This is a genomic window from Flagellimonas pacifica (assembly GCF_900215465.1).
GTDB lineage: Bacteria > Bacteroidota > Bacteroidia > Flavobacteriales > Flavobacteriaceae > Flagellimonas > Flagellimonas pacifica.
This window is the reverse complement of the sequence record NZ_OBEH01000006.1, coordinates 19,501-42,785: the sequence shown is the minus strand read 5'-3', so window position 1 is coordinate 42,785 and position 23,285 is coordinate 19,501. Positions and strand designations below refer to the sequence as shown.

Sequence of the window (23,285 nt, the reverse complement as noted above, 5' to 3'; positions counted from 1 at the left end):
AAGATTAACCAGTATTTGCATTGTTTTACAAGCAGATTAAGTAACTCCAAAAACAAGTACCTGTTAAATTTTAAGAAACCTTTTATTCCCTATGACTCCATAATTTTTTGTTAAAAAGAGTTCTTCCCGTTGGGCTGGAATTATTTTCAGGTGCGTCCCGTTTTAGAAGTACCCTTTGCACGCAACATTACAATTGTTTTGCTATTGCAATTGTAAAGGTAAGGCGGTGAGAGGTCTTACTACCTTAATAAATTAGAGACTTTCCATTAAGTTTTGTTTTAGTTCAGGGAGTATTATTTGAATTAGCTATCATATACCCTCCCGCCTACCTTTCTCAGTTGCGCTAACTCACAATTAATAACAAAACTTTTAACTCTATGAAAGTAAAGAAGCTATTTGGGACGCTTGTTTTTGTGCTATTATCCATAGCATCTGTTCAGTCTCAAGAAAAAACAATCACAGGAACAATTCTTGATCAAACTGGAACACCATTGCCAGGGGTCAACATTATTGTACAAGGTACGGCCAATGGAACCCAATCTGATTTTGATGGCAACTATGCCATTACAGCTAGCATTGGACAGACATTGGTTTTTACCTATTTAGGACAAAGAACAACCCAAAGGGAAGTAGGTGCCCAAAATGTAATCAATGTACAAATGGAGGAAGATGCCCAAGCACTAGAAGAAGTGGTAGTGACAGGTAGTGCCTCTGGAAAATCCTTAAAAGAACTGAGTTTTGCACTCGGGCAAGTAAAAAATGAGTTGCTGGAAAATGTTCCTGCAACATCGGCCGCTGCTGCATTACAAGGTAAGGTTTCCGGTGTATCAATTTCTTCACCAGGTGGTCAACCCGGTAGTAATGTATCAATACAGTTAAGAACCGCAAACTCGCTTTCTACAGGCCAGGATCCACTGGTAATTGTTGATGGTGTAATTCTTGAAGGAGGATTGGCAGATATCAACACCGAGGACATTGACAGAATTGAGATTGCAAAAGGAGCTGCAGGAGCCTCCCTTTATGGTTCCCGAGCTGCAAACGGGGTAATCCAAATTTTCACAAAAAGAGGAAAAGGAAACAACAAAATCAATGTTACCTACAGAAGTGAACTTGGAGTAAAAGAAATAACCAGCAAGTATGATTTGGCCACCACGCATAGGTTCAAACTTACAGCAGATGGTTCTGCATTTGACCTTACGAGTGGATCTCGTGAAGTTGATGATGACGGATTGAGTGACAATCGATATCCTATCGGTAACATTTTTAATTATCAAGACGAAATATTTACAACAGGAGTGTTCAACACACATTATGCATCTATATCAGGTGGGGATGAAAAGACCAGGTATCTTTTTTCTTACCAAAGACTTCAAGATGAGGGAATATATGTTTTAGTAGATGATTACAGAAGAGACAACTTCAGATTGAATCTGGACAACAATCTTTCGGACAAAATCAGTGTTAAAACTTCTCTTTTCTATAGTAATTCCAATAGAGATGCAGCAATTAATTCAGGAACAACAGTTGGTATTTTGTTTCCCGCCTTGATAACCGAGCCCATTTATGATTGGAATGCTGTAAACGAAGAAGACGGAAGTCCTTATAATTTTGACAGCAATACATTTGATCCCAACATAAAGAATCCGCTTTATACATTGGCAAATAATGATAAGTCGGAGAAAAGAAATAGGGTTTTGGGTAACGTTGCACTTGATTATAGGGTTACTCCATGGTTAAAGCTTAACGGTTCATATTCCTATGATTTTGAGAACAACACCTTTCAAGATTACATTCCAAAAGGATATCTGTCCGATGATCCAGATGGCCAGGCACAAAACATAGGCTTTATTCAACGTTCCAATTTTAATGGTAGAGCTCAGAACACGAGGTTCAATGCGTTGTTTTCACCTTTCTCCGTAGATTCTGATTATAACTTAGCTTTACGTTTTAGTTATCTTCATGAAAGATATGAAAGTGAATTCAACAACTCGGAAGGGTACAATCTAGCCGTTTCCGGTATACGCTCATTGGACAACATTACAGATTCTCCTTCAGTTTCATCCCAAGCGCAAGAAATCTTAACTGATAGTTACTTTGTAATTGCCGATTTTGATTACAAAGACAAATATATCTTCAGTGGTGTTGCCAGACGGGAAGGTTCTTCACTCTTTGGCCCCAATACTAGATGGGCAAACTACTTTAGAACAAGTTTGGCCTATCGTGTAACGGAGGATATCCAAATTCCAGGTGTGCAAGAATTAAAGCTAAGAGCTTCTTATGGTACTGCAGGTATCAGACCTAGCTATGAAATGCGCTTTGAGACATTTTTACTTAGAAATGGTTCCCCAACAAGGGCCACAATTGGTAATAATGATTTAAGACCTGCTAAAACAGGGGAGCTTGAATTAGGTTTGAATATGAATTTCCTTGATCGTTTCTCATTTGAGTTTAACTATGTAAAAGCAAAAACAGAAGATCAAATTCTTAGAGTGCCATTGTCAGCTGCTGCTGGATTTAGCGCTCAATGGAGAAATGCAGGGGAAATTGATGCAACCACGTATGAAGCATCTTTAAATGCCAATATCATAAAAAGTGATAATGTATCATGGGATTTGGGAATTGTTTGGGATAAATCCGAACAAAAAGTTAGCCAACTGGATGTTCCAGCTTACTTGACAGGTCCCGGTACCCAAGAAACCACGCTTTTTAGAATTGAAGAAGGTCAGAACTTTGGAGTTATGTATGGTAACGACTTCATAACAAGCCTCTCTGATTTACCAGCAGGATCGAACGCAAGTGATTTTGTGGTAAACAGCGCTGGATTTGTCGTTGATCAAGCTACAGGTGAAACGCCAGTTAGAAGAGCCGATGCCTCTGGAAATGAGTTCTTTGTCATAGGAGACATAACTCCGGATTTCAGAATGGGTATCAACACTACTTTTAACTATAAAAATGTTTCCCTTTATGCTCTGTTCGATTGGAAACAAGGCGGCGACATCTATAATAAAACTAAACAATGGCTTTATAGAGATGGAAGGCACACAGATATAACAAGTGGATTACCCTACAATTTTTATCAGGGCTTGTACAATGTTAATCTACCAAGTTCAGCTTTCGTAGAAGATGGTTCTTTTGTCAAACTAAGAGAATTATCACTCTATTACACCTTAAAGGGCGAATCTTTAGGTAGTGTGGCCAATTTTATTGATACCATGAAGTTTGGTTTTGTTGGTAGAAACCTGCTAACCTTTACTAATTATTCTGGTTTTGACCCAGAAATAACCCACCAATCAGAATCCAATAGAGCGAATTTGACCACTAGGGATACCGATGGAATTGGTAACGATCCCAATACACCAGGTGGAGATCCCAACATTTTTAAGGTTGACAACTTTCCTTATCCTACCACAAAAACGTATAGTTTCTCTGTACAATTAACATTCTAAAAAAAATAAAATGAAAAGATTAATTCTAAATAAAGTTCTACTTCTTGGTCTTTTGATCTTCTCCTTTTCATGCACCAAGGAAATAGATAATGTAATAAATCAGAATAATCCAGATAGATCACAAGTATTGGCCAACGGAACTGATTTGATCGGTATAGTTAGCGGAGGTTTTGTGACCTGGTGGCAGGCAAATAACAGGGACCTTTACCCAGCTGTTGCCGTTGCAGGTGATATTGCTACTTGCTCTTGGGGTAACTTTGGTATGAGGGTTTTGTCCAATGAACCAAGAAATCCAATTTTAAATGCAGCTTCGTGGGCAGATTCCGCTGTACTTGAACAACCTTGGCAAGGAAATTATGCAGCTGTTTCTTCAGCTAATGATGTTATAAATGCAATTACCAATAATGGGATTACCTGGATTGCAGGCGGTGTAGATAACACCCCCATGGTTTTGGCCTCTGCATATCTGTTAAGAGGTTTCTCCTATGGTTATTTAGGCCTTTTGTTTGAAAAAGGGTTCCTTGTAGATGAGAATACGGACATATCTCAAAAATTACCGTTTGTAACCTATAGTGAGTTAATAACTCAAGCTATCAGTGATTTGGATGCAGCCATCGCCATAGCAAATGCCAACTCATTTGAAATTCCAAATACGGTTATAAATGGCGTTTCCCTTCCACAGGACGAGTTGATTAAGCTATGTAACTCATACAAAGCTAGATTTATAGTCCAGTCGGCAAGAAACCAAGGTGAAACAAATGCCATTGATTGGAATACCATTAAAACCTATGCTGAAAATGGAATAACCGAAGACTTTGGGCCAACTGGGGATAATGGTATTAGCTGGTGGAACAACGCAAATGTGCTAATGGATTCCCCTAATGGTTTTGGAGCTTTTGGCGGTAGATTGGATATGAGAATCGTGAACTTATTAGATCCAAGTCAACCAGCATTCTTTCCAGCCACTTCAGGTTCTACTTTAGATAATCCAGAAATGACAACTCCTGATGCAAGAGTGGGTACTGGTAAGGATTTCGAATTTAGGTCTGATATTCTTTTTAGAGCAGAAAGAGGAAGATTCCATTACTCACATTATTTTCATACTCGTAATCTATATGATGAAGGTTTTTCAGATGGAGCTGATGCCAAACAGATAAAAACATTCATGCTAGAAGATAACAGGCTGCTTTTGGCTGAAGCAAAGGCACGATTGAATGATGCAACCGCTGTTGATGATGTTAACGCAGGATCCAGGGTAACACGAGGGGAATTGACTCCATTGGCAGGTGGAGCGTCTCAACAAGAAATATTGGATGCCATTTTTTACGAACGTTATATTGAGCTATACAATACGGCGGTAGGAAGTGGTTTCTTCGATAGAAGAAGAATCAATGAATTGCAGGTGGGTACCTTCAGACATTTTCCAGTTCCGGCTACCGAGCTTGAGGTATTGGAAGAAGAACTGTACACTCTGGGAGGGGTAAGTGCAGATCCAACTGGAGTAGTGCCGCATTATAATATAGCAGCAGCACCTGCAAGAACAGATGATACAAACATCCCAACTTTTAACTAACTAGACTTTTTTCAATTGATTTAAGGAGCTGTTGGCTTAGGCCGCAGCTCCTTTCATTTTTAGTTCAATCCTGTATTAAAAAGTATCTTTGACCAAATTTCAATCCAATGATTGCCACCATTTGTAGAAAAGCCCACTTTAATGCAGCCCATAGACTTCATAACCCTAAATGGAGCCAAGAAAAGAACATTGAGGTTTTTGGAAAATGCAATAGTCCCAACTACCACGGTCATAACTTTGACCTAGAGGTTAGAATTAGAGGAAACGTTAATCCGGATACAGGATTTGTTATGGATTTAGCCGTCTTAGGCAACCTCATACAAAAAGAAATTGAAGATCGATTTGATCATAAGAACTTAAACGAAGATTGTCCTGAATTTGAAAATTTGCTTCCTTCTACGGAACATTTTGTGAAAGTTATCTATGATATTTTAAAACCTAAATTGGAAAAAGACCAATTACTCCACATTACGCTCTACGAAACAAAAAAGAATTCAGCAGAGTATGGTGATTGGTAACAATTTTACGATATTGCACTCCCTTTTTAAAGGGATATTAGCTCAGTTGGTTTAGAGCGCTGCCTTGACAGGGCAGAGGTCACTGGTTCGAATCCAGTATATCCCACGCAACAGGACTTCTTCCATTTTTTGGTGGGAGTCCTTTATTTTTATACCTGTTTATTCTTCCTTTTCATTATTTGTTAAGTTTTCAAAAACAAATCTTACATATCGTTTCTAAAATATGACAAATATCATACTACTGCCTAAGGTTGGGGTTTATCTTCGCACAATAAAAGATAAAAGAATCTTTTTATTTCATTAGCAGACAACAAGAAATTACAATTCAATAAAACAGTTTATGGAAATCACAAAAGATAAAACTGTAGCAGACTTTGTCACAGAGAACATTAAAACTGCACATATATTTAAAAAACACGGTATAGATTTTTGCTGTGGAGGGGGTATCTCCGTGGAAAAAGCTTGCGAAAAAAATAAAGTGGATCAAGTGCTTTTGGAGAAAGAACTTATGGAGGTTGACAACATTGTAGACCGAGCTCACGACTACGGTAAATGGGACATCAACTTTTTGGTGGACCACATCATCAATGTCCATCATACTTATGTTAATGAAAGCCTGCCCATATTATCTGAATACGCCAACAAAGTGGCCAAAGTACATGGAAAACATTATCCAGAAGTTCTTGAGGTCAATATTCTGTTTCACAATGTGGCCAATGAGCTTTTATCCCATCTTCAAAAGGAAGAACAAGTCTTGTTTCCATTTATCAAACAATTGGTAAAGGCAGAAAAAGAGAATACAATTGGTAATATACACCCACCATTTGGATCTGTAAACAATCCTATACAGATGATGGAGCATGAACACGAGGATGCTGGAGATATCTTCAAAGAAATTGCAAAACTGACCAATAATTATACTCCTCCAGCGGAAGCCTGCAATACTTTTAAGGCTTTATATGCCAAACTGGACGAATTTGAACAAGACTTACATCTCCATATTCATCTGGAAAACAATATATTACACCCCAAAGCCATTGCACTGGAAAAGCGGTTAGAAGTAAAATAGTTTTAATTTCATAGCCATTAGAAAATGGAGTATCAACAAGTTTAGATGCTCCATTTTTTAGTTTTTATCCATTAATAACATTTCTTTGGAAAAAGTACCTTTGACCTGTAATTGGATTTCGTGCAAACGTTAAAGAAACATAGTATTTATGCCCTGGGATATCTTCTCCTAATTGCCCTTTTGGGAATGGCTTTACGGCTTTTTCAATTAGTTGAACTTCCGTTTGATTATAGGTTCCTCGTCCATACACATTCCCATGTTGCCTTATTAGGATGGGTCTATACCGCTTTAACCACATTGATTTACAAATCATATTTGAGTAATGCGTCTATCCATAAAAAATATCAAAACTTGTTTTGGTTTACCCAAGCTACTATTGTGGGAATGCTGCTCACCTTTCCTTTTACGGGGTACGCCTTGTTTTCCATCATATTTTCAACCCTGTTTCTGTTTGCCTCCTATTTTTTTATGTGGTTGTTCCTAAAATACACCTCGGAAAAGCAAAAGGAAGCCCATTCTTACAAGTGTATTCGAATTTCGTTATGTTACATGGCAATATCTAGTATAGGCCCCTGGGCTTTGGGCATTATTATGAATACGGCAGGAAGCGGTTCCGATCTATACAGAAATGCCATTTATTTCTATTTGCACTTTCAGTACAACGGATGGTTCATCATTGCACTTCTTGGGCTATTCCTTTATATTCTTGAACAGAGAGAAATAAATCTGCCCCAAAAGACATTCAGGCCATTCTTTTGGATGATCAATCTGGGGGTTGTACTTACCTTCGGTATTTCGCTATTGTGGATGAAACCACATTTCACCATCTATATCTTTTCGGCCATAGGGAGTATTTTACAGCTTTTGGCCATGGGAGTTTTGATGAAATCTTTGTATGCCCTATCGGAAAAGCTAAAACAAGCAACTACCAAGCTCTTCTTCTTTTTGATGGAACTGGTTGCGCTTCTTTTTCTAATGAAATTAATATTTCAATTGATCGGAACGATTCCTTATTTTGCTTTGGTCATCTCATCAAATATTGATTTGATCATAGGGTATTTGCATTGGACATTCTTAGGTGTAATTAGTACCGCTATTCTAGCATTTTTATCCCAATTTAAGTTGATTCACCTAACAAAGAGAACCGTAATTCTTTACCTCATTGGATTTTTCCTAACCGAAGCTCTTCTTTTTTACAAAGGGCTTACAGTATGGCTAAAAACATCTCTGGCAACTGATTATTTATGGTATTTAGCTGCTGCCAGTAGCATACTCCTGCTTGGCATCATCAATATTTTTATAAATCAGTTCAGGAAAACGACTGGAAATTGATATTCAAAGGAATACCAATTGACGTTATAAATTGTCAATATTATAATACCCTCCTTTATTTTCTTTGCGCAATAATGACTGACCAATAATTAAGTGGGCCACATTGATCATGTTTCGCAATTCACAAAGGGAGGTATTCACTTTTGAGGTTTTATACAATACTTCCACTTCTTTATAGATCACATCCAAACGAGTGATGGCCTTTTTCAATCGATCATTACTGCGCACAATGCCCACATAATCCCGCATCAGTGCTTGCAGTTCTTTAAGGTTATGCTGAATTATTATATGTTCCTTCGGAATACTTGTACCTTCATCATTCCACTCAGGAATATCCAAATTTGTGTGTTCTCTATTTTCCGTTGAAAGATGCTCAAAAACATTATGGGCATAGACCAATGCCTCCAACAAAGAATTTGAAGCCAATCGGTTGGCCCCATGCAATCCAGTTCTTGAACATTCGCCGCAGGCAAACAAATTGTTGATTGTTGTTTCCCCATTTTTATCCACCACAATTCCCCCACACAGGTAGTGCGATGCTGGCACAACCGGAATCCAATCTTTGGCAAGATCAATATGAAGGCTCTTGCACTTTTCGTGGATATTGGGAAAATGACCTTTAAAAGCTTCAATATCCAAATGTGTACAGTCCAGATACACATGGGTATCACCTGTTCTTTTTAATTCCTTATCAATACATTGTGATACAACATCCCTGGATGCCAATTCGGCCCGTTCATCATAACCTGGCATAAAACGGCGTCCCTTCCTATTGCGCAGGTATGCGCCAAATCCTCTTACAGCTTCCGAAATAAGGAAAGAAGACCCCTTCTCCGAGTCGTACAAAGCAGTAGGGTGAAACTGTACAAATTCCACATCCTGTATTTGCGCTTTTGCCCTATAGGCCATAGCTATGCCATCGCCAGTTGCAATATCCGGATTGGTGGTATGCCCATAAACCCTACCAATACCTCCAGAAGCCAATAGCGTATGTTTTGCTTTTAAGGCAAGTATCTCTCCTGTTTTTTCATTCAGTACATATGCTCCATAGCATGCTAATTTTTCAGAATGCTGTTCCTCTAAATGGTGCTCTGTAATAAGATCTATGGCAAAATGATAGGACAACAATTGTATATTTTTAAGTTGATGTACTCTTTTTAGCAAAGCACGTTCTACTTCATACCCTGTAATATCTTTATGGTGCACCACTCGGTATTCTGAATGCCCTCCTTCTTTTCCCAAGCTGAAGTTTCCTTCGGAATCAATATCAAAATTAGCGCCCCAATGAATCAACTCGCTAAAGCGTTTTGGCCCTTCCTTAATTACCATTTGCACCACCAATTCATCACATAAACCATCTCCGGCAACCAATGTATCTTGAATGTGTTTTTGAAATGAATCTTCCTCAGTATCCAATACAACGGCCACACCACCTTGTGCATATTTGGTATTGGATTCACTCTCATCACCTTTGGTAACAATAACAACTGTCCTATCCGAAAATCTTTCTGCAATTTTAATGGCGAAAGTTAACCCGGCCACTCCTGAGCCAATGACTAAATAATCAGTTGTAATCATGCTATTTTGAAAGTTCCAACATACGCTCAATAGGAACCAGTGCTTTTTCTTGAATGTCTTTTGTTACATCAATTTGAGGGCTTTCATTAAGCAGGCAATCATATAACTTTTGCAACGTATTCATCTTCATGAAAGCACATTCGCTGCAAGCACAAGTGTTATCTTCTTTTGCCGGTGCTGGAATCAACTCAGCGGTAGGAACTTCTTCTTGCATTTTATGAAGAATTCCTGCTTCGGTGGCCACTATGAATTTTCCCTTGGGATGGGACTTCACATATTCAATCATTCCAGCCGTAGAACCAATGTATGTTGCTGTTTTAAGAATATGTTCCTCAGATTCAGGATGAGCAATGATCTTACAGTCTGGGTATTCCCTGTGAAGCGCCAAGAGTTTTTCCATGGAGAATGCTTCATGCACCAAACAACTTCCATCCCAAAGCAACATATCCCTGCCTGTTTTTTGCATGATGTATTTTCCCAGATTTCTATCAGGAGCAAAAATAATGGGCTGGTCTTCTGGGATGGATTCAACAATCTTTAGGGCATTGGACGATGTACAGACAATATCGGTCAAGGCCTTGACTTTGGCACTGCAATTCACATAGGTAACCACGGTATGGTTTGGATGTGATTTCACGAATGCTTCAAAAGCATCAGGTGGACATGATTCGGCCAAAGAACAACCAGCATCAAGGTCAGGCAATAGCACTTTCTTTGACGGATTCAGAATTTTGGCCGTTTCAGCCATAAAATGAACCCCTGCAAAGACAATTATATCGGCGTCTGTTTCTGCAGCTCTTTGTGATAACCCTAAACTATCTCCAACATAATCAGCAATTTCCTGAATCTCCGGAATCTGGTAATAATGTGCCAAGATAACAGCGTTTTTATCCTTTTTTAGTGCTTCTATTTTTTTCTTTAGATTCATTCTGCCCATTAGTTCTGCTTAGCGCGAAAATAATGTCGGGCATCATAAAAAAGCATGACAAAAGTCATACAAAATGTCTCATATACAATTAAGACTAAAATGTCTTTTTATATATTTGATAAAAAAGATATTTATGCTGTCCAATGCATGTAAGTATGCTATACGATCCATTCTTTATTTGGCCATGCAAGAGGAAGAAGGAGAAAAAATAGGCGTAAAAAAGATTTCTGAAGCTTTAGAAACTCCACAACCCTTTTTGGCTAAACTACTGCAACAACTTACCAAGAATAAACTGGTATCTTCTTCCAAAGGTCCCACAGGAGGATTCTTTCTTGACAAAGCAAATCTTGAAAATTCTGTTTGGGACATTATCAAGTGTATTGATGGCACCGATAAATTTGACCAATGTTTTATGGGTTTGTCCGCTTGTGGGGATGAAAACCCCTGTCCAGTTCATTTCACCGTAGCTCCGTTCAAAGCAAAAATCTACAATGATTTTAAGGATAAAACCATAGCAGAGTTTGTGGGCGAAATAAAACAGAAAGGAAGATATATTACATTGAAGGACATAGGACTGTAAAAGACCCTAGTCCAAAACCAATAAATCTTTATCCCAATTTAACTATTTCCAGGTTTAATCTTTGTAGCCTTTGTTCGCTTTTGCTCAAATCCTGAAGAATTGACGACAAATCACTTTCCGCCTTATTACGGACTTGACCAAATAGTTGGTTATAATATTGCAGACCTTCCTTTAAATTATTCGCAAAAGCTTTCACGTATTTAATTTGCTTTGGGGTACTTACCAATACCATTTCATCTAGCTTCTTTTTTAGGAAGTCAATATAAATATTGAGTTCTTTAACAAACATATTGGGACGCTCCGCACTGGTAATCTTAGATGATTTGCCATAAATGGCATTGATAATTTCCTTCAACCCCATAGCCTTGGAAAAATAAGCAATATTGGGGCCTGGGCAAATGGAAACACCTTCCCCTTCGGTTTTGGTATCCAGATTATTTGCCAATAATGCCGTGGTTCCCAGACCAACGCAGGTGCAGGTTTTCTCTATGATTTCATTATATCTTTTTTGATATTCGCTTTCTAAAATATCTTCTTTATCAAGTGCCTTGATTTTTAAATATTGATATTGCCGTGAAGCGGTGCAGATTCCTTTCTCTGTAAATTCCTTGTTCAAAGCCACAAATTTTTTGGGACATGCACTCCCCGGTCTCCCTTTTTCAATAAGGCGCATTTTTTCCAAATCCTTCGTGTTTCCTTTTAAGTTATTGAAAGGGACTCCCAATGGGGAAATATCACTTAAATAAACATCCTCTTCCTTGGCTTCAACCAATTTTTTCAACGTGGCATCATCTACTGTCGTAGCTTCCGGAACCAACAAGAAAGGACTTCCCCACCCCACAGAATCTACTTGATAGTACTCCAATAAAAACTGATGTTCCTCTGCTGTCCCCACTCCTCCTTGGGCTGAAATTTTAAAGTTCAAATCTGTTTTGGGAACCACATTATCAGCATTTAAAAACGTTTGGAATAAGAGCTCTTGCAAGGATTGACGTAATTCTTCTCTTTTAACTTTGAATTCCTCCAATACTGGTCCCAATAAATACCCTTCCGTTGCAAAAGCATGACCACCACAATTCAATCCAGATTCAATTCTGTATTCTGAGACCCAAATCCCTTTTTTCGCCAAGAATTTCCCTTGAATCATAGCAGAACGATAATCACTTACCTTTAGAATGACCTTCTTTTTTATAAAACCATTCTTGTCTGGGTAAAAATCTTTGAACTGGGATAAATAACTGTACAATCTAGGATTCATCCCTGCTGAGAGCACCAAAGATGAATCAACATCGCTCATTGCAAACCCCCGTAAAGCTGCATGGGCATCATTATACTCGGTGGGCAGCTTTTCCCCTTCAATATAATTATCCTTGTCCACCTTGGTCATGATATTGACATCAATCCCTCCCATGGATAAATTCTCTTTGAACCAATTTTTTATTTCATTAAAACTGAAATGGCTTTTTGTCAATTGTTTAAATTCCCGTTTTAAGGAAGAAGCATCAGGAAGTGTATCAAAAAAAATATTGATATCATTAATAGTTCTAGTCGTTGTTTTCTTGAACTCTTCAAATTCTTTTTCGGATAAGGTCTTTATCAAATTTAAGTATGATGTGATTCTTTTTGCCCTGAAATCCTCCATCTTTTCCGTAATCTCTTCATATGGGATTTTAAATTTCTTGCAATACATAACTCTCATTTTTTCAATTAAGATGTCATCTACCAAGGAGATTACAGAGTCTATCCCAAATTTTGAAACCTTAAGAGGAGAATCTATTGTAAAACCTATTCCCATTACCGGGATATGAAATGTATGTGTTTGTGCCATAATTGCGTGAGGTCAATATTTTTCTGACCTAGAATTTTATAAAATGATTAAAATGATTGATACAAATAAAATGAGATATGCAAAGATGATGATCTTCCAAAAAAGATGTGCTTTTTTCAATTCCATAAACTGAAATGCCACGCCCAAAAACTTAAATCCTGCCAATACTATAACAAAAATAGATACATTGATCCCGTTCATTCCAGAAAATAGCGATGTGATTATGGTCAGCACCACTAAAAGAATCCAAGTTATGGTTATTGTTCTGTCCATTTAAAAGAATAAATAAAGTAATGGAAACAATAAAAGCCATATGAGGTCGCACATATGCCAAAAAGCAGCACTTGCCTCTATATCTTCAATTGTAGTGGATTCTTTCTTCAATCCTAAATACACTGAAATTAAAATAACGAGCCCTACTATTACATGAATAACATGGAACAACGTAAGCATCCAGTAATAGTTAAAAAAGGTGTTGTGCCCCATACTTAATCCTGCTTCTATCTTTTCATAATACTCCCAACTCTTCAGCAATAAAAAAAAGCTCCCAAAAAGTATGGTCACAGGCAAGTATTTTTTCAACCCGTGCTTTCCTTTCATATTCACTTCCTTAACCGAAAGTGCCATAAAAAACCCACTCGTCAACAAGAAAACCGTATTGATCATGCCGCAAGTTACGTTAAGCGACAATCTAGAATCATGAAATTGGTCAGGTTCTGCTTTCCCCTCATATATCATTGCTATCAAAGCAATGCCAAAGGTGACCAACTCTAAAAGGATAATGATCCAAATTAGGATTCCACCAGGTGGATAATAAACATTTTTATGATTAATGACTTTCTGATTCATATAAGCTTGCAATACCTATCAAGATTGATGTTTTATTTTTTCATAGAGCTTTACCAGCGATTGCAACAACTCTACAGGTGTGGTCAAAATTTGATAGTGATTTTGTCCGAACATCTGTGGCAAATAATACTTCGCCTGGGCTTCAATGGCCAATGCATAAGAATTTATCTGACGCTCATTGAGCTCACGCAAGGCCTGTTTGATGTCGTTTATCCCATATTTGCCTTCATAGCGATCATAATCATTGGGTTTGCCATCCGAAATCAAGATGACCCACTTGTTCTTCGTGCTTCGTTGGTCCAACAAAGCTCCCGAATGACGCAGAGCTGGGCCTATTCGAGTGTATCCACTTGGTTCCAGAGCGCCTATTTTAAGTTTTGCCCTGTTCCAATCCTCATCAAACCCCTTTAGTGTAGTATATGTGGAATGATTTCTTGTTTTGGAATAAAAGCCATTAATGGAAAAGTCGATGTTGAACTCATTCAATATTTCGCCAAATAAAATGGATACTTGTTTTTCCACATCAATGACCCTATTCCCGGCAGCGTATCCATCGCTGGACAAACTGCTGTCCAACAACAACAAAATAGAAAGGTCTTTTTCCTTTTTACGCTTGGACAAGTATATTTTTTCCGATGGAGTATGACCAGAATTCACATCCGCAAATAAATCGGTAACCGCGTCCAGGTCAAATTCCTCGCCTTGGGTCTGTCTTCGTTGCTGCTGGTATTTGTTGTTCACTGTGGTCAGCATCTTTCGCAACCCCAAAAGTGTTGACTTATTTTTAGAGATTGCTTCTTTGTAATAGGCAGCATCAGCTTTTAAAATGCTTTTTGGGTATACTTTGCAAAAATTTTCCTTGTACATGCGTTTGGCGTAATCCCACTCATCGTATTGGACAAAGTAACCGTTATTATCACCGTCTGCGCTTTCTGCAATGGTGGTGTTTTCTACAAAATCAGCCTGGTATACAGAATGCGCGGTATCATCTACCCTGACCGTAAATTTCATGTTCAAATCTTCCAGAGCGTTGGCATGATCGTCCAAATCGTCATCGCCATCCATATTTCTAAAATTTCCGCCAAATTCATCTGCAGTTTCCACTTTTTCAAACTGATGTTGTAAAACGGCATCCTCTACTTGTTTTTCATCCACCTGAACCGAAACTATTTCTTCTACGGCATTGGCTTTAAGGATTGTTTTGGGCTGTTCTTGGTTTGACTCTTTTACCTTTTCCGTGAAATTCTTCAATTTGTCATCCGTTTGTTCCTCAGATGAGTTCTTCATCCATTTTCCATAGATAAATGAAAAGTCCGGTTCCGAATTTGGACTTGATTTTTTTGAATAATGGTAAATAAATTTTTCGTGATATGTTTTTGTCACGGGAAATTCATAGAATAAATGTTCCAACACTATTGCTGCGGTTTCGTGGGCTTTGCCTTGTGATTCTTTTAACGAATGTTCAACCTCATTTTCCCAATTGAATCCCAAATTTTTTTGAATGGATAAATATAAAATTCGAAATAAGTAGAAGGACAGGTTTTCCTCAACTGTTAGCAATTCCCCATATTTTGTAGGCAGGAAGAAATTATTGTTTTTATAGCCTCCTTCCCGTTCAGCAGCGTAAAGTTCGATGGGTTGACCTGTAATAGCACGGGCAAAAATGGTAAGTCTGGACTTTACTTCCTTCAATGAAACCGCATGGGCCTGATTTGCTTCTTTCTTCTTACGTCGCCGTTTGAAGTAGTGTGCAAACTTGGTGAAGATATATTCATCAGGTTCAAACTCGAACATGTTCTTTGCTGTTTAATAATTAGAAGTTAGAAATGAGTATTAAGTTCCCAATACTAATTTCTGAATACTCATTTCTAAATCATCAGATCACACAAATCGTTCAATGCACTAACAACTTCTACATCATCCGTAAGGGGTTCAACGACTGCCACGTGCACGGTCAGTCTTTTGGGCAGTCCAGAACGTATCAATTTGGCCGCATCTACCAATAATCGGGTAGAGACAGTCTCTGTAAGCCCTAATTCCGTCAAATTCCGGATTTTGTTGGCTATATTCACCAGCTTTTTGGCATCAGCTTCTAAAATATTGGTCTCATTTACCAAAATATCGGTTTCAATTTTTGCTTCTGGATAGTTAAAGGAAACAGCTACAAAACGTTGCCGGGTTGAGGGTTTCAATTCTTTAAATCCTCGCTGATATCCCGGATTGAAGGAAGCAACCAACATGAAGTCAGGGTGAGCTTTTATGATTTTCCCAAGTTTGTCAATAAACAATTCCCGTCGGTGATCGGTCAATGAATGTATCGCCACAATAACATCGGGTCTTGCTTCAGCAATCTCATCCAAATACAAAATGGCACCGGTTTTCACTGCCATGGTCAAGGGGCCATCCATCCAAACGGTTTCTGCACCTTTAATGATGTACCTTCCAATCAAATCAGTTGACGAAGTTTCTTCATGACAACTTACCGTAATCAGCGGTTGATCAAGTTCATGGGCCATGTATTCAATAAATCGAGATTTCCCAGTTCCTGTGGGGCCCTTTAGCAAAAATGGGATTTTGCTATTATGGGAATGTTTAAAAATGGCTATCTCTTTCCCAACTGGTTTATAATATGGCACCGCTGTCTTTGTATTTGAAGTCATATGGATTTCTTTTTCCTCAATCGTATTGACCATGACATATATGTTTTAAGGTCTAAAAAGCAAGTGTTTTATAAAGCACAATCCTAAGTAAATCAGGTATGAGCAGACGATACTTTATGAACTAGTTAGGGACTAGCTACAATTGCTAATTAGACCTATCTGTTACTGTTTCAATAATTTTCTCAATGGTTTCTCTATTGTCCACTCCCAATCCCTCCTGCTGATGGACCATTTCTCCCTGTGGGTTAAATACACTGATAATATTGGAATGGGAAAAATCCATAGGTGAAATCTGTTTATATTTTACTGCCAACACATTGGCAAATTCCCTTACTCCGGTTTCTGTTCCTTGAAGGAAAGTCCAATGCTCTGCGTCCATAAGGTTTTCCTTGGCAAAGGCTTTTAAATGTTCTGGCTTGTCTGTTTTTGGGTCAATACTTACCAACACATACTGCAAATCTTTATTGAAGGCTTCCGGAACTTGTTTTTCAATATTTCGCATATCTGCCACCAATCTGGGACAAGCGGCCTTGCATGTAGTATAGATCATGACCATTACCAAGGTTTTTCCTTTTAGATCCTTTAATGCTATAGTATTTCCTTCTTCGGTATTCCATTTTGAGGTTAGATTAAAAATGGATTCCTCGGAAATCTCCTCTGTTTCCATATTTTTTGATGGCGCCGAGGCCATAGCCATTAAATCCATTTTACATACCGAACAACTTCCTCCCGCACTATGCGTTTTCTCTCCTTCGCATTTCATGGGACATTGGTATGTTATTCCATCATTGTTGGATGCCGTCTCAACTTTATTCTTGCAAGAAACAATTGACAACACAAGTGCCAGAAATATGGGTATTACTCTAAAATGCTTCATCATTACTATCTTTTACACATCTAAATCCTAAGTTCTTCATGGTGTACTTTGCCTTTAGGCTACCACGGGTGGCATAACGCATAAAAGCAGCATAATTCATTAAATCGGTAGCCCCAATAGCAGCACTTCCGCAGAAGAGGTTGCTATCATTATCCACATCTTTTCGGGATTCACCGGATACCATCACCGAATTAAAATCGGAGGTCCATTCCCAAACCAAGCCATGTAAATCGTAAACTCCCCAATAGTTTTTGAAAGTGGAACCAATGGTATTGTTGAATGTTTTGGGTTTTTCGTACCATCCCAAAATGTATTCATTGTAGGTCTGAATTTGTCTGGCATCCGGTATATTTTCATTTGCCATGGCCACATACTCCCATTCATCTATCGTTGGCAATCGTTTTCCTTTACATTCACAATAGGCATTGGCCGTAAACCAACTGACATTGACCACAGGAGCATCCAACACTTGACCATTGCCCAAAGCAAAGTCAGATTTCCAGTCCATGAGATAACTTTCATCAGCAAAGAGTTTTTTTACTTTTGATTTTTGCCATTTGGGATACTCCTTAACAAACTCCAAATATTCCTGATTGGTCACCGGATACACATCCATATAAAAATCTGAAATGGTAACTTTCAATGAATCCCTTCCATACAACGGAATATAAATCCCTCCCTTGATCTCAACCATTTTAGACTGACAATTTGCACTGCCCATCCAAAGAAAAAGTATACAAACTGTCAATCTTAAAATAGTCATCTGTCAATGTTGATTAGTGCCCACTTTTAACTTGTTCAACTTGGGCTTTGGTCACATTTGTTTTTTTGTTTCCCCAGGAATTATAGATATAGGTAAGCACGTCGGCCACCTCATCAGAGCTGATGGACTGTTTGGTCATTACACTGTTATACTTTTGCCCATTAACGGTAATCTCACCCGTTTTACCATTAAGTACAATGTCAATGGCACGGTTTACATCTGCATTCAGATAATCCGACTCAGCCAATGGTGGAAACGCATTGGGGATTCCCTCTCCGTTGGCCTGATGACACGCAAAACAGGTTTTGGTATAAATCTGCTTGCCAGATTCCATTTTTTCAGCTAAGGTTTTGGTACCACTGCTTTTATCCTCATCATCACCTCCATTAGGCATAACTTGGATTCCACCACCTTCAGGGTTGTATATGCCTTCTTGTACCACACCAGAATAAATGGTCTTGTTTTCCTCTCCCTTCACCTTTAACATCCCCAAAGCACCTTTGTTGAAGGCCCTGAAAATGGAATGGTCCACCAAGATAAAAGTCCCTGGCACATCAACTCTAAATTCCACAATTGCAGCTCCACCAGCGGGAACCAGCGTAGTCTGTACATTTTCATTGATACTATTGCCCCCCTCAACCATTACTTTGTCAAAAATTTCACCAATTACGTGAAAAGAAGATACTAGATTGGGGCCTCCGTTACCTACATACAGGCGAACAGTTTCACCTACATTAGCTGTTATGGCATTATCTCCGGTCATAGATCCAACACTACCGTTGAATACCACATAATCGGCATCTTCATCAACAGCTTTTTGCATATCAAAAGGTTGCAATCCCGGGTCACCGTTTTCGCCTTTGGTATAAAAGTCGCCTTGCATTACATAATATTCCTTGTCCACTCGAGGAAGTCCACCTTCCGGTTCAACCAAAATCAATCCATACATCCCATTGGCAATATGCATTCCCACTGGAGCGGTAGCGCAGTGATACACATATAACCCTTCGTTCAATGTCTTAAAGTTGAATTTTTTCTCATGTCCCGGAGCCACAAAAGAAGAAGTTGCTCCACCACCTGGGCCAGTAACAGCATGTAAATCTATATTGTGAGGAAGTTTATTATCTGGGTGATTTGATAGCGTAAATTCTACCTCATCCCCTACGCGCGTTCGAATAAAACTTCCTGGTACGGAGCCGCCAAAAGTCCAATAATTATAGGTGGTTCCATCGGTCATAGTTCCTTCTTTTTCAAGAATCTCCATGTTTACGATAAGTTTTTTTGCTTTACGGTCACCTACTCCCCTTGGAACGTTGGGGGGAGCTGTAAGTTCTGCCATCATTTCTCTGCTTACCGGAATATCAGCTGCAGAAGCATACTCCTTTTTGGTAGTGTTGTCGATACAGCCTTGTAAAGTAATTACACTTACGGCCAAAAGACCAATGGACATTAGGTTGTTCTTGGGTATTTTCATGTATTATGTTATTTGGTTGTTATCTATTGTTTTATTTCTAAGGCCTGATCCGTAGGACGTCCGTGTTTTATGAAATCAACGATATACAGTATAATTCCAAACGTTAGCACCGAGGCACATAATAGCAGTACCACAAAATGGATGCTAATTTCATTCTGGACCTGCATAAATTCCATTTTAAACTTGCGTTCCAAGTACACCTGTGCAACACCGGCCACTCCGAAGGCGACCGTCATACCGATCATCCCAATATTGGAAAGCCAAAATGCAGCTCTACCCCGGGCACTTAGATATAGTTTTCTCCCTGTCATATTGGGCATGCTGTAGCTTATGATAGCCAGTACGATCATGGCATAGGCTCCCCAAAAGGCCAAGTGACCGTGCATAGCGGTTACCAAAGTCCCGTGTGTATATAGATTGGTTTGCGGAAGTGTGTGTGCAAAACCGAGCAACCCAGCACCTAAAAAGGATACTATTGCTGCACCAAGTGTCCAAAACAAAGCAAGTTTATTGGGATGTCTTTTTTCTCCTTTACGATACATATTTACGGCAAACAACGCCATAGCTAAAAATGCCAAGGGTTCCAAAGCTGAGAATATACCACCTACAATCAACCAGATTTTATTAACCCCTATATAATAATAGTGGTGACCAGTTCCCAAAACTCCTGATAGGAATGTTAAACCAACAATTACATAGAGCCATTTCTCAATGACCTCTCGATCTACACCAGTTAGCTTGATCAATAGGAACGATAGGATACCTCCCATGATCAACTCCCATACACCTTCAACCCAAAGGTGAACCACCCACCATCGGAAAAAGGAATCTGTAACCTGACTATCAAATGGCAACATACCCGGTATGTAAAGCAATGCCGCAAACAACAACCCCATGGAAAGTACCAAAGCGGTAGTAGTTCTTCGCTTCCCTTTAAAAAGGGTCGCTAAAATCAATCCTAAAAATAATAGGACATTCGCAACAACAAGAAAGTCCAATTGTCTGGGGATTTCCAAGAATTTACGTCCTTCCCACCAATTGAAATGATAGCCAATTACAGCTGCAACTCCAACCAATGCCAAAGAAATAAGCTGCACATAGGCCAACTTCACATTAACCAATTCCCGTTGGGCCTCTTCAGGAATAATATAATAGGCTGCACCCATAAATCCGGAAAGCAACCAAACAACCAATAAGTTTGTATGTACAGCACGAGCTGTATTAAATGGGATAAAATCGTGCAAACCGTCTAGACCTATCCGGGCAAAACCCATGATAAATCCATAAGTCAATTGTAAAACCAGCAGCAACATGGATAAAGCAAAAAACCAGTATGCTACTTTTTGTGATTTGTATTTCATAATGTTGGTGTTAATTGTTGGTTTTTTCTTTTGCGATTGGAGAGACAACGGTATCAAAACCATTAAGGTCAATGTCGTCTATCCAGTCAAAAAATGCGATAAGGTCTTCAGCCTCTTCATCTGAAAATCCATAAGCCACCATTTTTCTACCGTTGGGGGCCCAGGGATTGGGAGTTGTCAACACAGCCTTGATGTAGCCTTTCCCCCTTCGATCAATGACTTTTGTAAGTTCGGGCGCATAATAGGCACCTTCTCCAAGAATGGTGTGGCACCCCATACAATTGCTGGCCTCCCATAAATGTTTCCCTCGAACAACTTGTTCGGTAATGTTCTCATAGTTGGATTGATCTTGCTCTTTACTAAAAGAGTAGATCGTGAGCCCGATGAAAATAAGAAACGTTACAACGGTCCCACCAAGAAAAAAAGTACGTGCTTGTTTTTTTGATAACATGGTGAATTGATTATTATAATATTAAAAGATATTTTTATCCTTTATATGGTAAAAATAAACTAGTCAAATATTTGAATACATGATTTTTATCATATTCTAACAAAGTGTGTTAGTTTTTTTCTTCCTTCCTATATCCCAATTGAATCTTTGAATGGTTGTTTTTCTTGGTTTGCGTAATTATTCAGCACTTCTATTCTTTTTTGAGGTAAATTTCTCTTTGCTACAGTCCTGTGATAGTATCTTAACCCATGTTCTCTTTGTCGTCCTGAACTAAAGCTTGATACTCTTTTAAGGTATCCAATAACACGAGTTGCATGATCCACTTCTTTGGAATTGCATTTGCTACAATTGTGCAATGTTCGCTTATCTATATGGTCACAAGTATTGCAGATAGTGACCTTAATGTTAAAGCAGAAATAATTGCATCCGGCTTTGGCCGTAGCGTTAATCAACTTTACAAAGCCTTCTTTATTTGGAGCCTCTTCAAGATTTAAGTGAAGTGCAGAGCCGCCATCCAAATATTTGATAGTCTCATTGCCATGCAAAATTATTTTATCCAAAGTATTGGTAGCTAAATCTTCTACTTTGTAGAAATAGGAATTGTAACACTCACGCGGTACAAATAGTCCATCTTTTTTATCCCAAGCTGCATTTTTTACTCCTAAATTCTCGGCGGGCACAAATTCGGTATTGAACATATAACCATACTCCTCTTTCCCTTTCTTATTCTGATTGTAAATGGCTTTAAGGTATTTGTTGACAAAGGCTTTGTACCCATCATTGTTACCGACGTTTATACCTTGACTCTCGGCAGCCTCAACCATTCCATTAATCCCAATGGTCAAAAATTGTTTGTCCAATGAAATGAATCCAGCTTTGTAAACAGGAAGCAACCCGGCAGCTTCATATTCTTCAATGAGTTTCTTATAAGCAACCTGATACTTATGAATCTTCTGGACTTCTTCAACAATATTAGCTCCTTTTTGAACCAACCTGTTCATATTCAAAGTGATTACGTTTATCGACCCTGTAGCAACACCTCCAGCTCCCAATGAGTAGCTGAATGTATTGTCGCTGATCTCATTGCGCAATCTGCAACATGATGCCAAACTATCCGCATTTTCAGACTGATAGATGAAAAATGAATTTCCTTCACTCAATTCCTGGGCGCACATTTCTGTAAATTCAGAGTCCACTGGTTTGCCTTCATTTGTCAACATTGCTGCTGTTACCACAGGAAAAGTAAGAATAGCTTTGTTTCGTTCTTCATTGAACCATTTCATGAAGTATGTCTGCAACTTTTTTACGCTTTCCCATTTGGGCTTAGTCATATCTGGAAAGACAAAATCGCCAAACATGCTATTAAAATAGGCCTCATCATATAAAGATATATTCCAGAATACAGATTGATACCCACGCGCCGCAGCTGGCTGATTTATTGCGTAGACAACATGTTGCATATGGTTTGCGATGGTTTTTTCGTCGGTCTCTAAATAATCTTTGCCATAATCGATTGTTGCAAAATGGTCAAAGTACATCAAAAATTCAACCGTAGCCAATGCCCCGGCAAATTGCGAGCTGATTGCAAAGACAAGATTCACAAATTCCCCACAGAAACTCTCCAGATGCATTGGGGCTCTACTCTCACCTCCCAATTTTGTAAGTCCATCCAACAAAAAAGGATACATACTTATGGAAACACAATAGGGTTTGAGTGAGGTCTCATCATGTACATAAATTTCATGGGATTCAATTTGCCTGATGTACTCTTGAGCTAAGTCTGGTCCAAAAAGCGATTCAATCTTAAGTTTTATGAGCTGTCTGTTTACCTGAATATTGATATCCTTGTTCAATTCGGCTTCCATGGTGGCTATATTTTTGGAAGTGACATTAGCGTTGGCATCTACTTTTGATCCATTGGCGGCGTTGGACGATCGCATGTATTGATCGATAAAATCAATTTTCTTGGTAATCTGGCTGTCAGTAAGTCGAATCATA

The 23,285-nt window shown here is 38.7% G+C and carries 19 protein-coding genes and 1 tRNA gene; 7 read left to right on the top strand and 13 right to left on the bottom strand.

Annotated elements, in window-relative coordinates; genetic code table 11:
• Positions 1–377: 377 nt before the first annotated feature.
• From CRO15_RS16420 to CRO15_RS16395, 6 genes are all read left to right on the top strand, one after another.
• Positions 378–3,446 (top strand): SusC/RagA family TonB-linked outer membrane protein, encoded by a 3,069-nt coding sequence (locus tag CRO15_RS16420; protein WP_097046950.1) that lies wholly within the window; start codon positions 378–380, stop codon positions 3,444–3,446.
• Positions 3,447–3,456: 10 nt separating this feature from the next.
• Positions 3,457–5,019, top strand: a complete 1,563-nt coding sequence (locus CRO15_RS16415; RefSeq protein ID WP_097046949.1) for a RagB/SusD family nutrient uptake outer membrane protein — start codon at positions 3,457–3,459, stop codon at positions 5,017–5,019.
• A 107-nt stretch (positions 5,020–5,126) separates the two neighbouring features.
• Entirely contained in the window at positions 5,127–5,537 is a 411-nt protein-coding gene (locus CRO15_RS16410; protein ID WP_097046948.1) for a 6-pyruvoyl trahydropterin synthase family protein, read from the top strand.
• Positions 5,538–5,568: 31 nt separating this feature from the next.
• Positions 5,569–5,643, top strand: a tRNA-Val gene (locus tag CRO15_RS16405).
• Positions 5,644–5,877: 234 nt separating this feature from the next.
• Positions 5,878–6,606 (top strand): iron-sulfur cluster repair di-iron protein, encoded by a 729-nt coding sequence (gene ric, locus CRO15_RS16400; protein ID WP_097046947.1) that lies wholly within the window; start codon positions 5,878–5,880, stop codon positions 6,604–6,606.
• A 120-nt stretch (positions 6,607–6,726) separates the two neighbouring features.
• The gene (locus tag CRO15_RS16395) at positions 6,727–7,938 is read left to right on the top strand and encodes a hypothetical protein (protein ID WP_133067267.1); all 1,212 of its coding nucleotides are present in this window, start codon (positions 6,727–6,729) and stop codon (positions 7,936–7,938) included.
• A gap of 24 nt (positions 7,939–7,962) precedes the next feature.
• On the opposite strand, the gene nadB is transcribed toward CRO15_RS16395, so the two are convergent.
• A complete protein-coding gene (gene nadB, locus CRO15_RS16390) occupies positions 7,963–9,516 on the bottom strand; it encodes an L-aspartate oxidase (protein ID WP_097046945.1) in 1,554 nt (517 codons plus the stop codon).
• Position 9,517: 1 nt separating this feature from the next.
• The gene (gene nadA, locus CRO15_RS16385; RefSeq protein ID WP_097046944.1) at positions 9,518–10,444 is read right to left on the bottom strand and encodes a quinolinate synthase NadA; all 927 of its coding nucleotides are present in this window, start codon (positions 10,442–10,444) and stop codon (positions 9,518–9,520) included.
• Positions 10,445–10,577: 133 nt separating this feature from the next.
• Between nadA and CRO15_RS16380 the strand changes: the two genes are divergently transcribed.
• Positions 10,578–11,024: an RrF2 family transcriptional regulator gene (locus tag CRO15_RS16380; RefSeq protein ID WP_097046943.1), complete on the top strand. Its 447-nt coding sequence runs from the start codon at positions 10,578–10,580 to the stop codon at positions 11,022–11,024.
• Positions 11,025–11,052: 28 nt separating this feature from the next.
• Here CRO15_RS16380 and CRO15_RS16375 read toward each other — a convergent pair whose 3' ends face one another.
• The 11 genes from CRO15_RS16375 to nrdD form a co-directional block, all read right to left on the bottom strand.
• Positions 11,053–12,852, bottom strand: coding sequence for a hypothetical protein (locus CRO15_RS16375; protein WP_097046942.1), 1,800 nt, complete (start codon positions 12,850–12,852; stop codon positions 11,053–11,055).
• Positions 12,853–12,888: 36 nt separating this feature from the next.
• On the bottom strand, positions 12,889–13,125 hold the full coding sequence (locus tag CRO15_RS16370; RefSeq protein WP_097046941.1) for a cytochrome C oxidase subunit IV family protein: 237 nt from the start codon (positions 13,123–13,125) through the stop codon (positions 12,889–12,891).
• A complete protein-coding gene (locus CRO15_RS16365) occupies positions 13,126–13,701 on the bottom strand; it encodes a cytochrome c oxidase subunit 3 (protein WP_097046940.1) in 576 nt (191 codons plus the stop codon).
• 18 nt (positions 13,702–13,719) lie between these two features.
• Positions 13,720–15,495: a nitric oxide reductase activation protein NorD gene (locus CRO15_RS16360; protein WP_097046939.1), complete on the bottom strand. Its 1,776-nt coding sequence runs from the start codon at positions 15,493–15,495 to the stop codon at positions 13,720–13,722.
• A gap of 74 nt (positions 15,496–15,569) precedes the next feature.
• Entirely contained in the window at positions 15,570–16,394 is an 825-nt protein-coding gene (locus CRO15_RS16355; RefSeq protein ID WP_243397003.1) for a CbbQ/NirQ/NorQ/GpvN family protein, read from the bottom strand.
• Positions 16,395–16,506: 112 nt separating this feature from the next.
• Positions 16,507–17,238 carry an SCO family protein gene (locus tag CRO15_RS16350; protein ID WP_165769993.1) on the bottom strand — a complete coding sequence of 244 codons (732 nt, stop codon included), beginning with the start codon at positions 17,236–17,238 and terminating at the stop codon, positions 16,507–16,509.
• Positions 17,225–17,932: a formylglycine-generating enzyme family protein gene (locus CRO15_RS16345; protein ID WP_097046938.1), complete on the bottom strand. Its 708-nt coding sequence runs from the start codon at positions 17,930–17,932 to the stop codon at positions 17,225–17,227. The genes CRO15_RS16350 and CRO15_RS16345 overlap by 14 nt, the downstream gene beginning before the upstream one ends.
• A gap of 82 nt (positions 17,933–18,014) precedes the next feature.
• Positions 18,015–19,475 carry a copper-containing nitrite reductase gene (nirK, locus tag CRO15_RS16340; RefSeq protein WP_097046937.1) on the bottom strand — a complete coding sequence of 487 codons (1,461 nt, stop codon included), beginning with the start codon at positions 19,473–19,475 and terminating at the stop codon, positions 18,015–18,017.
• A 23-nt stretch (positions 19,476–19,498) separates the two neighbouring features.
• Positions 19,499–20,836, bottom strand: a complete 1,338-nt coding sequence (locus tag CRO15_RS16335; RefSeq protein WP_097047149.1) for a cbb3-type cytochrome c oxidase subunit I — start codon at positions 20,834–20,836, stop codon at positions 19,499–19,501.
• Between the two features lie 10 nt (positions 20,837–20,846).
• The gene (locus CRO15_RS16330) at positions 20,847–21,287 is read right to left on the bottom strand and encodes a c-type cytochrome (RefSeq protein WP_097046936.1); all 441 of its coding nucleotides are present in this window, start codon (positions 21,285–21,287) and stop codon (positions 20,847–20,849) included.
• A 128-nt stretch (positions 21,288–21,415) separates the two neighbouring features.
• Positions 21,416–23,284, bottom strand: coding sequence for an anaerobic ribonucleoside-triphosphate reductase (nrdD, locus tag CRO15_RS16325; protein ID WP_097046935.1), 1,869 nt, complete (start codon positions 23,282–23,284; stop codon positions 21,416–21,418).
• Position 23,285: the final 1 nt, after the last annotated feature.

Coding starts and splice junctions, on each gene's coding strand:
- CRO15_RS16420 (WP_097046950.1), top strand. CDS start 378: ATGAAAGTAAAGAAGCTATTTGGGACGCTTGTTTTTGTGCTATTATCC.
- CRO15_RS16415 (WP_097046949.1), top strand. CDS start 3,457: ATGAAAAGATTAATTCTAAATAAAGTTCTACTTCTTGGTCTTTTGATC.
- CRO15_RS16410 (WP_097046948.1), top strand. CDS start 5,127: ATGATTGCCACCATTTGTAGAAAAGCCCACTTTAATGCAGCCCATAGA.
- ric (WP_097046947.1), top strand. CDS start 5,878: ATGGAAATCACAAAAGATAAAACTGTAGCAGACTTTGTCACAGAGAAC.
- nadB (WP_097046945.1), bottom strand. CDS start 9,516: ATGATTACAACTGATTATTTAGTCATTGGCTCAGGAGTGGCCGGGTTA.
- nadA (WP_097046944.1), bottom strand. CDS start 10,444: ATGAATCTAAAGAAAAAAATAGAAGCACTAAAAAAGGATAAAAACGCT.
- CRO15_RS16380 (WP_097046943.1), top strand. CDS start 10,578: ATGCTGTCCAATGCATGTAAGTATGCTATACGATCCATTCTTTATTTG.
- CRO15_RS16375 (WP_097046942.1), bottom strand. CDS start 12,852: ATGGCACAAACACATACATTTCATATCCCGGTAATGGGAATAGGTTTT.
- CRO15_RS16370 (WP_097046941.1), bottom strand. CDS start 13,125: ATGGACAGAACAATAACCATAACTTGGATTCTTTTAGTGGTGCTGACC.
- CRO15_RS16365 (WP_097046940.1), bottom strand. CDS start 13,701: ATGAATCAGAAAGTCATTAATCATAAAAATGTTTATTATCCACCTGGT.
- CRO15_RS16360 (WP_097046939.1), bottom strand. CDS start 15,495: ATGTTCGAGTTTGAACCTGATGAATATATCTTCACCAAGTTTGCACAC.
- CRO15_RS16355 (WP_243397003.1), bottom strand. CDS start 16,394: ATGGTCAATACGATTGAGGAAAAAGAAATCCATATGACTTCAAATACA.
- CRO15_RS16350 (WP_165769993.1), bottom strand. CDS start 17,238: ATGAAGCATTTTAGAGTAATACCCATATTTCTGGCACTTGTGTTGTCA.
- CRO15_RS16345 (WP_097046938.1), bottom strand. CDS start 17,932: ATGGTTGAGATCAAGGGAGGGATTTATATTCCGTTGTATGGAAGGGAT.
- nirK (WP_097046937.1), bottom strand. CDS start 19,475: ATGAAAATACCCAAGAACAACCTAATGTCCATTGGTCTTTTGGCCGTA.
- CRO15_RS16335 (WP_097047149.1), bottom strand. CDS start 20,836: ATGAAATACAAATCACAAAAAGTAGCATACTGGTTTTTTGCTTTATCC.
- CRO15_RS16330 (WP_097046936.1), bottom strand. CDS start 21,287: ATGTTATCAAAAAAACAAGCACGTACTTTTTTTCTTGGTGGGACCGTT.
- nrdD (WP_097046935.1), bottom strand. CDS start 23,284: ATGATTCGACTTACTGACAGCCAGATTACCAAGAAAATTGATTTTATC.